Source organism: Cecembia lonarensis LW9 (assembly GCF_000298295.1).
Classification (GTDB): domain Bacteria; phylum Bacteroidota; class Bacteroidia; order Cytophagales; family Cyclobacteriaceae; genus Cecembia; species Cecembia lonarensis.
This window is the reverse complement of sequence record NZ_AMGM01000098.1, coordinates 1-13,039: the sequence shown is the minus strand read 5'-3', so window position 1 is coordinate 13,039 and position 13,039 is coordinate 1. Positions and strand designations below refer to the sequence as shown.

Below are 13,039 nucleotides of genomic sequence, written 5' to 3'. Positions count from 1 at the left end.
ATTTTTAATTTTTCAGACATTGGCTTTCTCTAATCTTCATCTGACTCCCAACCTGCCCTGATTCTGATAATATCATAGGCCTGAAGAATAGCCGCTCTCATGGAGCCTTCATCAGCCACTTTTTTGCCTGCAATATTATAGGCTGTTCCATGATCTGGTGAAGTTCTTACAATTGGCAATCCTGCTGTAAAGTTTACGCCGGTTTCAAAGGCCAATGATTTGAAAGGAATAAGCCCTTGGTCATGATACATAGCCAATACCCCATCAAACTTTTTTTGGTGCATCATGCCAAAGAATCCATCTGATGAATAGGGACCAAATACCAAATGCCCTTTATCCTTATATGCTTTGATCACGGGCTTAATGATATTTTCTTCCTCATCACCAAGGAGCCCATCCTCTCCGGCGTGAGGATTTAACCCCAAAACTGCTACCCTAGGTTTGCCAATACCAAAATCTTCCTGCAAGGATTGCAACATAATATCCAATTTTTTCTTGATATTTTCAGCGGTGACATTTTCAGCCACTTTTTTGATAGGCATATGTGCTGTGACCAATCCTACACGGATATCTTCTGCTACCAAAAACATCAGGCTTTCATTTTGATTAAAGGCCTCTGTGAGGTATTCTGTATGTCCGATGAACTTTTTTTCCGGGCTGTTGATATTATTTTTATTTAAAGGAGCTGTAACTAAACCGTCAATTTTCCCCTCTTTCAGGTCAATTATAGCCTGGTCTAGAGCTGCTAAAGCTAATTTACCGGCTTCTTGTGTTTCCACACCCGGTATTACCTCAGGACTTTCGTCGAGAACATTAATTACATTGACTTTCTTATGATGGACTTCATCAATATTCCTGATTTGCATGAAGTTGAATTCCTCCAGCTCTAATTGTTTTCTGTAAAATGTCAGCACTTTGCCGTGAGCATAGATAACTGGTGTAACGAGTCTTTGTAACCTATTGTCCAAAAGGGCCTTTATGGTAACTTCTGGTCCTACACCATTGATATCACCTATACTGATTCCTATTACCGGCTTATTTTTTTTATGGTTCATTTACTTAAAAGCTTCCTGTTAATATTTATTATTTTCCGATTGTCTTTTATATAAAAGACCAAGTAAAGGCTTTTTCAATTATAATTACAAATCTGGAGCTGTCAAGAATCAGTTTTCAAATCATAGTAGCCCTTACGGAGAATTCTCTTATTTTTGACCTGCAATTTATATAAAATAATCTTAGTAAAGTCAATGAATAAGGTCAAACCCAAAAAACACCTTGGACAGCATTTTCTAACCGACTTGGGGATAGCTGAAAAAATTGCCAAGGCGGTCAGCGGCCACAAGGGAATTCAGAAAGTCCTTGAAATCGGCCCTGGTATGGGTGTTCTGACCGATTTTTTATTGGAGGCCAATTGGGACCTCTTTCTCGTGGATATCGATTCGGAGTCGATTAAATACCTTCACCAGAAATATCCAACTTTGGGTGATAAGATCATTGAAGCAGATTATTTAAAAAAGGACTTTTCACCCATCATGGAAGGCCCTTATGCTGTAGCAGGTAATTTTCCCTATAACATTTCATCTCAAATATTTTTTAAGATATTGGAAGAAAGAAATAATGTAATAGAAGTAGTTTGTATGTTGCAAAAGGAAGTGGCGCAAAGGATAGCCTCTCCCAAGGGAAATAAGGATTATGGAATTCTGTCTGTTTTATTGCAGGCCTATTATGATATAGAGTACCTCTTTACTGTTCCTCCCGGGGTCTTTAACCCGCCTCCAAAAGTTAACTCGGGAGTTATCAGGTTAAGGAGAAATAATCTGACGGAGCTGGACTGTGATGAGAAGTTGTTTTTTAGGGTAGTCAAACAAGGGTTTGGAACCAGGAGAAAAACATTAAGAAATTCCCTCAAGGCCCTGGGGTTATCTGAAGATTTAAAGGAAGACCCTATCTTGGATAAAAGGGCAGAACAACTGGATGTACAGGAATTTGTTACCTTGACAAAAAAACTGAAGGAATCTTGGAACCAATAAAGTCATTTGAGTTATCAAAAGAATATCTGGAAAGTCTCCGGGATGCGATAGAAAGTCAGGACAATGACTTTATCATAGAATCCCTGGATGGAGCCAATGTGGCCGACATAGCCGCCTTATTGGATGAGCTCAATATGGATGAGGCAATATATGTCCTCAGGCTTTTGGAAGCATCTACCGCTGCAGATATCCTTATAGAATTAGAAGAAGATTCCCTGGTTAAGGTTATCCGGGAAATGCAGCCCTCCGAATTGGCAGGTCTAATTGAGAAAATGGATTCTGATGATGCGGTGGATATTCTGATCCTCATGCCTACCAAGGAGCGGGAGGATGTCATTTCTTATCTTCAGGAGAAAGAAAAATCCGCCAATATTCTGGACCTTTTGCGCTATGATGAGGATTCAGCCGGTGGTTTGATGGCTAAGGAATTTATAAAGGCCAATCAAAACTGGAATGTGGTGCAAACCATCGAAGAAATCAGAAGACAGGCAGAAAAAGTGGAAAAGATTTATTCCATTTATGTGGTGGACAACAAGCAGCATTTATTGGGCAGGGTTTCATTGAAGAAAATCATCCTGGCCTCCTCTGATACCAAGATTTCCAATATTTATGAATCTGATCTGATTTCAGTACCCACGCATATGGATGGAGAAGAAGTGGCTGAAATTATGCGGAAGTACGATTTGGAATCAGTTCCTGTGGTGAATGCCAAGAATAAATTGGTGGGAAGAATTACGGTGGATGATATTCTGGATTTGATCAGAGAGCAATCAGAAGAAGATATGCAGGCCATGACGGGTATATCTGCCGATGTGGAAGAGTCAGATTCAGTTTTTAAAATTTCCAAAGCCCGTCTTCCCTGGTTACTGATTGGTGTAGTAGGGGGGCTTTTAGGTGCGCAGATTATCGGTTTTTTTGAAGATGGCTTGAGCAAATACATTGCCCTGGCTTCATTTATTCCTCTGGTAGCTGCCACAGGTGGAAATGTAGGCATTCAGTCTTCCTCCCTGGTAGTTCAGACCCTGGCTTCAAAATCTGTATTTAATGATACCCCATGGCAAAGATTTGTCAAAGGGGTTTTGATTGCTGTTGTTAATGGCATTGTTCTCGGTCTTTTTGTTTTTTCAGTAGTAGTCTTCATATATGGTTTTGAAAGTATATTTGGGTTAACCATTGGGTTGGCCATGTTCTGTGTGGTATTACTGGCTTCATTTATGGGGACAGTAACACCTTTGGTATTGGATAAATTTGGAATCAATCCTGCCATAGCCTCTGGTCCATTTATTACTACAGCCAATGACCTTCTGGGATTAGCTGTGTATTTTGGCGTGGCCATGTCATTACTTAAACTGTGATTAATCATGCCTAAAAGACTGAAGGAAAATTGGTATGCAGTTTCTGAGCAAGGGATACAATTTACGTATCCGAAATCAGAATTCATTGATTGGGAAAAAATAGAAAAGGCAGAAATAGTAGATGATGTTGCGGTAAAACACCCCAAATATACCTTTGGTATTGGCTTGTTGTTAATTACCTCTGTCCTTATTTTAATACCCATACAAAAATTCAATCTTCCTTTTTTTACTGAATCTCAAGGTTGGACAGGTACTGTGATACTTTTACTTTTTTACCTTCTTATGATGGGATTGGGGATTTGGTCAATTAGAAATGCCCTGATGAAAAGACCTGTGCTAAAAATTCATTTTAAAAAAGGTGGTTATGAAATGGTTGTTTTGGGCAAGTATTTTGGTAATGATGATTCACAGGATATTATAGCCACACTTACCAAGCATCTTGGTGCTGAGAGAGTAAAATTCACAAAACAGGCCGCTTAGTATTAATTCAATATCTCCATTAAATATGACTCAGTTTCCTGAAGATCTGAAAAAAGTGCTGATCATTGACGAAATGCATTTATCCATCATTCCTTTGTTTGAGGAAGAAGGGTTTGTTGTGGATTATAGGCCGGAAATCAAAAGGCCCGAAATATTAGAGATTATCCAAGACTACTTTGGCTTGTTGATACGGTCAAAAACCCCTATTAACCGGGAATTACTCACCAAAGCTAAAAAATTAAGATTTATCGGTAGGGCGGGTGCAGGTTTGGATAAAATTGACCTGGAATATTTAGATCAGAATAACATCAAACTCTTTCACGCTGCAGAGGGGAATATGGATGCCGTTGGGGAACACGCGATAGGAGGGTTGTTGGCTTTGTTTAATCATATCAACAAAGCAGACCAAGAAGTAAGAAGAGGTGTTTGGAAAAGAGAGGAGAACAGGGGAGAGGAGTTGAAAGGGAAAACCGTCGGCATCATTGGATATGGCAATATGGGCTCAGCATTTGCCAAAAAATTATTGGGTTTTGAAGTAAATATTTTGGCCTATGACAAATACAAATCCCATTTTGGGAGTGGGGTGATTAAAGAGGTCACATTGGAAGATATTTTTGCAGAAACAGATGTGTTGAGCCTTCATGTTCCTTTGACTGCAGAAACGAATAACCTGATGACACCGGAATTTTTAAAGCGCTTTAAAAAGCCTATTTATTTGATCAATACGGCAAGGGGAGAAATTGTATCCTTTGCTACCTTAAATCAAGCTTTTGATGCGGGTATCATCAAAGGGGCGGTACTTGATGTTTTAGAAAATGAGAAGTTTCAGACCTTTTCATTAGAGCAGCAAAGGGAATTCGATTTATTGGCCGCGAGAGAAAATGTCATTTTTAGTCCGCATATCGCTGGATGGACCTTTCAATCATACGAGCGGATCAATGAGGTACTTGCCCAAAAAATCAGGGAAGGGATTTCTAATTAAGTGATCCTGTAAAAAGTGTTTAAATCAACCTGTTAATTTGGTGTAAAATAATCTTTTAATTCAGGAGTGCCGGTTTTCTTTTGAATCAAGTCTATTGGTTTGTAAAGGTAATTTTATTATTTTTGTCGCATTACATAGAAAAATGCAATAGAAGAAACGGTCCCGCTAGCGGGACCGTTTCTTCTATTTTTCATAGCCATATAAATTTTATCATCATGGGAAAAATACAGTATTATACTGAAGAGGGACTGAAAAAATTAAAGGACGAACTTCATGAGTTAAAAACAAAGGGTCGTACAGATATTGCCAAGCAGATTGCCGAAGCAAGGGACAAAGGTGATTTGAGTGAGAATGCTGAATATGATGCAGCCAAGGATGCCCAAGGTTTGTTAGAACTCAAAATTGCCAAATTAGAGGAAGTGGTTGGGAATGCGAGGGTGATGGATAATTCTAAATTGGACACTTCAAAGGTTGGTATTTTGAGTACAGTTAAGATCAAAAATGTTAAAAATGGCATGACTGTTAGCTATACCTTGGTGTCTGAGGAGGAGGCAGACCTCAAAGCTGGAAAGATTTCCTTGGGGTCTCCTTTTGGAAAGGGCCTTTTAGGAAAATCTGTTGGTGAAGTGGCCCAAATCAATGCTCCTGCCGGAACCTTAGAGTTTGAAGTGCTTGACATTTCATATTAAATCTTTTTTCCCGATGGATTTTTCCATCGGGATTTTTATTTTTATCCCATGACTACAATTTTCACTAAAATAATCAATCGAGAAATCCCGGCCTATATAGTGGCTGAGGATGATAATTATATTGCCTTTTTGGATATCATGCCCTTGGCTAAAGGGCATGTCTTGGTTATTCCCAAGGTAGAAGTAGATTATATTTTTGATCTGGAGGACGAGATTTTGGCAGGTTTGCATGTTTTTTCAAAAAAAGTGGCCAAGGCCATTGATAAAACCATACCATGTACCCGAGTAGGAGTGGCCGTTATCGGCCTTGAGGTGCCACATGTTCATGTTCACCTGATTCCCTTGCGAAGCATAGGGGATATTAATTTTTCCAGACCGAAATTGAAATTGTCTGCTGAAGAGATGGGGGAGATAGCGGAAACCATAAAGAAGGGATTTGATGCTTAATCAGTTTCTTATCCTTTATAAAAAAGCCCAAAAGTGCTCATCCCCGATTTTAATTCGAATGATTACCTGATTTCTCCGTTTGTCAGGTTTTCAACCGATTCCATAATGTGAAAGCAGCGTCAATCATAAAGGAATGCAAACGTTTTCCATATTCATAAAAATTGGATAATTTGCAGCAATAGTAGAAACATTTTAGACCTATTTAAACCCAAAATTTATGTCCAAGACGTATTTTCCAGGTATTGAAAAAGTAAAGTTTGAAGGTAAAGGTTCAAAGAACCCCTTTGCATTTAAATATTACAATCCAGATCAAGTGGTGGCAGGTAAGGCCATGAAAGATCATTTTAAGTTTGCCATTGCCTATTGGCATACCTTCTGTGCCACTGGTGCGGATCCATTTGGGCCGGGTACCATGCTCCGACCATGGGATGCTGATTCAGATCCGGTTCAGAGGGCCAAAGACAAAATGGATGCAGCCTTTGAGTTTTTCACTAAAATTGGCGCTGAATACTACTGTTTCCACGATGTCGATCTGGTGGATGAAGGTGACTCCATCGAAGAATATGAAAGGCGCATGCAAATCATCACAGATTATGCCCTTCAAAAGCAAAAGGAAACAGGTGTTAAGTTGCTATGGGGTACGGCTAATGTATTCAGTAATCCAAGGTACATGAACGGGGCATCTACCAATCCCAACTTTGACGTGGTAGCTTGGGCAGGAACCCAAGTAAAGAATTCCATTGATGCCACCATCAAATTAGGAGGCGAAAATTATGTCTTCTGGGGAGGACGAGAAGGCTACATGTCCTTGCTCAATACAGACATGAAACGTGAAACCGAGCATTTGGCGAAATTTTTGACCATGGCAAGGGATTATGCCCGTTCTAAAGGCTTTAAGGGAACATTCCTGATCGAACCCAAACCAATGGAGCCTACCAAGCACCAATATGATTATGATTCCGCTACAGTGGTGGGATTCCTTAGACAGCACGGTTTGGACAAGGATTTCAAAATCAATATTGAAGTCAACCATGCCACGCTAGCGGGCCACACTTTCCAACATGAATTACAGGTGGCTGCTGATGCCGGCATGCTGGGGTCTATTGATGCCAATAGGGGAGATTATCAAAATGGTTGGGATACTGATCAGTTTGCAATTAACCTTCAAGAGCTTACCGAGGCCATGCTTGTGATTCTACAAAGTGGAGGCATTCAAGGTGGTGGTGTGAATTTCGATGCCAAAGTAAGAAGAAATTCTACGGATTTAGAAGATCTCTTTATTGCCCATATCGGCAGTATGGATGCCTTTGCAAGAGGACTATTGATAGCGGATAAAATCCTTACAGATTCAGCTTACTTGGATTTGAGAAAACAACGCTATGCTTCATTTGATGCAGGAAAGGGGAAAGAATTTGAAAATGGCCAATTGACTTTGGAAGATCTCAGAGCCCATGCACTAGCGGTAGGAGAACCTAAGCAAATCAGTGGCAAGCAAGAGCTGTATGAGAATATCCTGAATGAGTTTATTTGATATCGAAATTCGAAAGTTAGATTTCGAAAGGGCCAGCAGAGGACACTCTGCTGGTTTTTTATTTCATGGGATTTATTGTCTGAATTGTCCCATCCGGATTGTATTGAAGTTCTGCCATTTTGATATTTCTCAGATGGGTTTCACCGGACAGTTCTGTATCATGGTAAAAGAGGTACCATTTGCCTTCAAATTCCACAATGGAATGATGATTGGTCCAGCCTTGAACAGGCAATAATACATTGCCTTTGTGGACAAAAGGCCCATATGGATTGTCACCTATGGCATAAGCAATATTATGGGTGTCTCCGGTGGAATAGGAGAGGTAATACTGCTCATTGTACTTGTGTACCCAAGCTCCCTCGAAAAATCTCCTTTGATTGTCTCCCGATAAAATAGGATTTCCCTGTTCATCTACGATCAGGGCATCTTTTGGTTTCTCAGCCATTTCAAGCATATCAGCAGTAAGCTTGGCCACTTTTGGCATCAGCGCTGCTTGATCAGGAGCAGGGATGCCATCTGTTGGGCCTTTTCTTCCTGCTACTAATTCTCCATCTTCAAACCACTGTAACTGACCTCCCCAGATGCCACCAAAATAGAGGTAATTGCTTCCGTCATCATCCTGAAATACGGCAGGATCCATACTGTAGGAACCTTTGATGGGATTGGGTTGGGCTTTAAAAGGACCAGCGGGATTATCTGCTACAGCGACACCAATCCTAAAAATATCATCCTGGTCTTTGGCAGGAAAATAGAGGTAATATTTGCCTTCTTTATGGGCGGCATCCGGTGCCCAAAGTTGTCTGCTGGCCCATGGGATATCTTCTAATTTTAGTACTGGGCCATGGTCTTTTACTGCTGCGCCAGGTTCATCCATAGAAAAGACATGGTAATCCTTCATGTCAAAATGCCCGCCCATATCATCTGAAGTAGCCCCTGTTTCAATGTCATGAGAAGGGTAAATATAAATTTTGCCCTCAAATACATGTGCTGAAGGGTCAGCGGTATACATATGAGTGACTAAGGGTTGGTGACGGAAAATGGAAGTTTCTTCATTTTCTGCAGTCTGCTCATCTTTGGAAGAAGGTGCACAGGCTAAAGCCAGCGTGCATACCATCAACCAAATGGGTTTAAAGTTTTTCATAGGTTTTATAGGTTTTTTTATAAAAATAAGCATTAAAACCGACTATTTGAAATGTAGCACATGAAGGACAATTGAAGAATTTATCAATTAATTTATACGTTTTTACATTTTTTTTATTTTTAAAACATGGCAAGTTTTAAAAAGGAAATATCCGTATTGGTTTTCATTTTTTTAGTTTTGGATTACAGGGTCAAGTCGAATTTGGCAAGAGGATTGAAACACTTAAAGACTTCAGTTTAAAACCTGTATGGATTGAAACATCGGAGAATTATTTCCTCGCCTTTCAATCTAATGTAGTTGATGCTTCCAGACAAATCAATCTAAACCTGTTTTTCGCAAAACAAGACTTTACAGAAGAAACCTTTTTGGAAATACCGCTTAAATGGAGTTATGTTATTAGAAAACCAAAAGCTGTTGGGAATAAATTTTATTTTCTGTGTGAAAGTAGAGATAGGGAATTAAAAGAGTATTATTTTTTGGTCATAGATCCGAATTCTAAGGAAACTTTGGAAATAGATTTAGAGAATGTGATTAAGGGTAGGATTTTGGAGTTTGAAGTATTGGAAGATCGCATCCTATTTTTGATTATTTCCCAATACAGAATTGTGGCACAAATTCTGGAGACAACTACCAATAAAATTTATACTGTTGATGATATATATCAACGCGGAATGGTGCTTCAGGAAGTTTTTCATGATGAATTATCACGAGAATTTCATCTACTTTTTAGCTTTAGAAAACGGGATAATAGCAAGTCATTTTTTTGGTCAATACTTAATAATGAAGGTGTTATACTCAATAATATATTACTGGAACATACCCATGAAAACCTTGAAAATATTGAGATTTTGCTTACAGGTGATGGGGCTTTACCGTTTGTTGCTGGCACAATAGGAGAAACCAAAAAAATCGCATATAAGGGGTATTATGCCGGCTATTTGTCCCAGGGAATCAATCCATTTAAAAGCATTATTGAAATTTCTGAGCTTAAAGGATTTTTTAGTTTTGAAAAGGATGGTGGAGAAAAAAGTCTAAAAAAGTGGCAGAAGTCAGGAAGGCAATCATTGAATGGTGTATTGTCATCCAGAGGCTTGATACAAAATGAATTTGGTTATCTTTTGCATTCAGATTATTTCAGAGCTGTAGGGAATTCGTTTTATCTCAAGGATGGATTGTATGATTACAACTATTATCAGCTTAATCCGATGAAAGATCTGACAATAGGAAGAAGGGTCATTGTAGATAATTTTACTGATGGGTTCGGTCAATCCCCTTCTATTGTAGAAGGTTATTTTAATGAGTTAGGTCAACCTATTTTGATAGAGGGAGATCCAAGGATTTACTTTTCGTTTATTTCTTCCCACTTTTTGCAGTTGGATTTTGATGGTAATGTTCTATGGGATTATGCCATCCCTTTACCAAAAAAATCAACGTTTATTCCTCTTTCTTATGGACAGATTTTAACAGGTAAAAAAGATCATTTTTTGTATACATTTGACGATAAGTTATTTTATTCCTTGATCTCTATGGGTGAAATTGAAATGATGAACATGGAAATTCTACTACCCGATCCTCAAAAACCCGGTAAGGTGTTAAAATCAGAATACTATGACCTAGAGCTAAAATCTTTAAATAATGGGTCTTTTTTATTGACAGGAAGACAAAGGTTACGGTTTGTGGATGAAAATGATATGGCACAAGATCAAGATATACTCTTCTTTCAGGAATTGAATGTCAATGAATTTTAACCCGCATTATTCAATGCTAGAAATTTGTTAAAGGAATTTTTGGAATTATCTTGAAATGATCCGAAAGTCTGATGCATATTTTGGCATGCTTTCATTTAATACCCCGCATAGTCCATTTCAGGTGCCGGATCAGTATTTTGATAAATATATGGCCAAAGGACTGAACGATATAGATGCCAGCGTCTATGGAATGGTTGAAAACATTGATGATAATTTGGGGCGGTTGATGGAATTCCTTGATCAAAGTGGGAAGTTGGAGCAAACCATTGTCATCTTTATGACAGATAATGGTCCTAATGGTATTCGGTATAATGGAGGGATGAAAGGGAAAAAGGCCGACTTGGACGAGGGAGGAGTAAGGGTGCCCTTTTTTCTAAAGGTACCTGGCTTTTCTCCGAAAGTTATCAAGGAATGAGCCGGTCATATTGATATTTTGCCCACCATTTTGGATATATCAAATCTCAAGCCTCCAATAGAAGTTGAGATGCACGGAAGGAGTTTAACCCCGCTTATCCAAAACAGCAAAGATTGGGAGGACAGGTACTTTTTTACCCATCATGTTATCAGAGATTTTGATACCATTCCCGGTGCTGTGAGGAATCAGCAATACCTATTGACCATGAAGGGGAAGGACAAAGCTTTGTTTGACCTTACTCAGGATCCTGGTCAAAATTTTAACATTATTTCCGAATTTGGCTGTGGACATCCCATCTCCTGATAGGGTTAGCAGGTCTGAGGTATATGAGAAAAACTGGCCTTTGGTTCCTTTAGGTAAAAAAAGGTTTGAAAAAGGTAATGTTTTACTTACTTTAAACATGAAAGAAGGCCAAATTACGGCATTGAAAATCAAGTCTTTGATCCTACAAAAAATAAACCCATAAACATTCCATCAGAAATGAGAATTCTATATCTTTTGTTGTCGATTATTTTTGTTTCTTCCTGTTCAGAAGAAAAAACCGCAAAACAACGACCCAATATCGTTTTCATCATGTCGGATGACCATGCTTATCAGGCGATTTCCGCTTATGATAACAGGTTGATCCATACCCCTAATATTGACCGGGTGGCCAAAATGGGTATATTGTTTACCAATGCCAGTGTGACCAATTCCATCTGCGCCCCTTCCAGAGCTACCATCCTCACAGGAAAACACACCCATATCAACGGAAAAACAGACAATCATTTTCCTTTCGACACCACCAATGTAACTTTTCCCCAATTACTTCAAGAGGCAGGTTACCAAACCGCCATGTTCGGAAAACTCCATTTTGGAAACAATCCCAAAGGATTTGATCAGTTCAAAATTTTACCTGGACAGGGGGTTTATTATAACCCTATATTTATCACCAAAAATGAGGGTACCTATGAGGTGGAAGGCTATGTGACGGATATTATCACCGACATGACATTGGACTGGTTGGAAAATGAAAGGAAAGCTGATCAGCCATTTTTTCTGGCCTATTTACACAAAGCCCCCCATAGAGAATGGCTGCCTGCAGAAAGGCATATAGCCGAATTTGCCCAAAAGACATTTCCCGAACCCGCGACCCTTTTTGATGATTATTCAGGAAGGGGTACCGCTGCCAAAGAGGCTGAAATGAATTTGCTACATCATATGAATTGGGCAGGGGATTCCAAAATTTATCCAGAAGTGATGGATCAACTGGGAATTCCTGATGCCTCTGGCTGGGATAAGGGGGCATTCGAAAGAGAAGTGGGCAGGATGAATCTTACTCAGCGGGCCAATTGGGATAAAGTTTATCAGCCCATGAACGAGGCATTTATCCAGGCTTTTCCCAACATGACGGATGAAGATAAAATGCGCTGGAGGTACCAAAGGTATATGCAGGACTATTTGGGTACCATAGCTTCAGTGGATGAAAATGTGGGCAGGGTTTTGGATTATCTGGAAGCAAATGGCCTCATGGAAAATACCATCATTGTATACACTTCTGACCAGGGCTTTTACCTAGGAGAACATGGTTGGTTCGATAAGCGCTTCGTGTATGATGAATCCTTCAAGACCCCGCTTTTGGTGGCATGGCCCGGTAAAATCCAGCCAGGCACTAAGTCGGATGAATTGGTGCAGAACCTCGATTTTGCACAGACCTTTTTAGAAGCAGCGGGTATTCCTCAGCCTGAGGACATGCAAGGCGAAAGTCTGATGCCTCTTTTGACTGGAGAAACAGACAAATGGACAAGGGATGCGGTGTACTATCATTATTACGAATATCCTTCCATCCATATGGTCAAGCGGCATTATGCCATCGTGACCAAAGAATATAAATTGATCCATTTTTATTATGATGTAGATGAGTGGGAATTATATGATAGGGTGAATGATCCCCAAGAACTCAAAAATGTATATGATGATCCTGCCTACAAGGAAATAAGGGAGAAACTCCATGAGGATTTGGAAGCCTTGAGAGAAAAGTATGGGGATTCATCAGAAATCAGTCAAAAGCTTTTGGAAGAATACCTGGATAAATTAAGGGGAACCGAGCAGCGTTTGGCCCCGAGTTTTAAGAAGGTAGGGGGAGATTGAGATGTGTCAAGAGAGTGGTTAGAACCAAGAAACAGAGAAATCAGAGTTAAGTGGGATTTCGGGGGGTAGATTTCGGAACCATTAAAGCAAT

Annotated in this window: 13 protein-coding genes; 11 read left to right on the top strand and 2 right to left on the bottom strand. The window is 39.6% G+C overall.

The window, feature by feature from the left end; genetic code table 11:
- Window positions 1–29: 29 nt before the first annotated feature.
- Entirely contained in the window at window positions 30–1,055 is a 1,026-nt protein-coding gene (gene pdxA, locus B879_RS18290) for a 4-hydroxythreonine-4-phosphate dehydrogenase PdxA (protein ID WP_009186702.1), read from the bottom strand.
- Between the two features lie 192 nt (window positions 1,056–1,247).
- Between pdxA and rsmA the strand changes: the two genes are divergently transcribed.
- The 7 genes from rsmA (at window position 1,248) to xylA (ending at window position 7,514) form a co-directional block, all read left to right on the top strand.
- Window positions 1,248–2,030 carry a 16S rRNA (adenine(1518)-N(6)/adenine(1519)-N(6))-dimethyltransferase RsmA gene (gene rsmA / locus B879_RS18285; RefSeq protein ID WP_009186701.1) on the top strand — a complete coding sequence of 261 codons (783 nt, stop codon included), beginning with the start codon at window positions 1,248–1,250 and terminating at the stop codon, window positions 2,028–2,030.
- Window positions 2,018–3,385, top strand: coding sequence for a magnesium transporter (gene mgtE, locus B879_RS18280; protein ID WP_009186700.1), 1,368 nt, complete (start codon window positions 2,018–2,020; stop codon window positions 3,383–3,385). Before rsmA ends, mgtE begins: the two co-directional genes overlap by 13 nt.
- Window positions 3,386–3,391: 6 nt before the next feature.
- Window positions 3,392–3,865, top strand: coding sequence for a hypothetical protein (locus B879_RS18275; RefSeq protein ID WP_009186699.1), 474 nt, complete (start codon window positions 3,392–3,394; stop codon window positions 3,863–3,865).
- 25 nt (window positions 3,866–3,890) lie between these two features.
- Window positions 3,891–4,847: an NAD(P)-dependent oxidoreductase gene (locus B879_RS18270; RefSeq protein WP_009186698.1), complete on the top strand. Its 957-nt coding sequence runs from the start codon at window positions 3,891–3,893 to the stop codon at window positions 4,845–4,847.
- 215 nt (window positions 4,848–5,062) lie between these two features.
- Window positions 5,063–5,536, top strand: a complete 474-nt coding sequence (greA, locus tag B879_RS18265) for a transcription elongation factor GreA (protein ID WP_009186697.1) — start codon at window positions 5,063–5,065, stop codon at window positions 5,534–5,536.
- A gap of 48 nt (window positions 5,537–5,584) precedes the next feature.
- On the top strand, window positions 5,585–5,983 hold the full coding sequence (locus B879_RS18260) for an HIT family protein (RefSeq protein WP_009186696.1): 399 nt from the start codon (window positions 5,585–5,587) through the stop codon (window positions 5,981–5,983).
- A gap of 217 nt (window positions 5,984–6,200) precedes the next feature.
- A complete protein-coding gene (gene xylA, locus B879_RS18255) occupies window positions 6,201–7,514 on the top strand; it encodes a xylose isomerase (protein WP_009186695.1) in 1,314 nt (437 codons plus the stop codon).
- Between the two features lie 58 nt (window positions 7,515–7,572).
- Here xylA and B879_RS18250 read toward each other — a convergent pair whose 3' ends face one another.
- Window positions 7,573–8,655 (bottom strand): glycoside hydrolase family 43 protein, encoded by a 1,083-nt coding sequence (locus B879_RS18250; protein WP_009186694.1) that lies wholly within the window; start codon window positions 8,653–8,655, stop codon window positions 7,573–7,575.
- 506 nt (window positions 8,656–9,161) lie between these two features.
- Between B879_RS18250 and B879_RS18245 the strand changes: the two genes are divergently transcribed.
- The 4 genes from B879_RS18245 (at window position 9,162) to B879_RS18230 (ending at window position 12,948) form a co-directional block, all read left to right on the top strand.
- Window positions 9,162–10,403: a hypothetical protein gene (locus B879_RS18245; protein ID WP_157231705.1), complete on the top strand. Its 1,242-nt coding sequence runs from the start codon at window positions 9,162–9,164 to the stop codon at window positions 10,401–10,403.
- A gap of 55 nt (window positions 10,404–10,458) precedes the next feature.
- Window positions 10,459–10,818 carry a sulfatase-like hydrolase/transferase gene (locus B879_RS21935; RefSeq protein ID WP_009186691.1) on the top strand — a complete coding sequence of 120 codons (360 nt, stop codon included), beginning with the start codon at window positions 10,459–10,461 and terminating at the stop codon, window positions 10,816–10,818.
- 18 nt (window positions 10,819–10,836) lie between these two features.
- Window positions 10,837–11,121, top strand: coding sequence for an alkaline phosphatase family protein (locus B879_RS21930; RefSeq protein WP_368678978.1), 285 nt, complete (start codon window positions 10,837–10,839; stop codon window positions 11,119–11,121).
- Between the two features lie 177 nt (window positions 11,122–11,298).
- Window positions 11,299–12,948: a sulfatase family protein gene (locus tag B879_RS18230; RefSeq protein WP_009186689.1), complete on the top strand. Its 1,650-nt coding sequence runs from the start codon at window positions 11,299–11,301 to the stop codon at window positions 12,946–12,948.
- The last annotated feature ends 91 nt before the right edge of the window (window positions 12,949–13,039 follow it).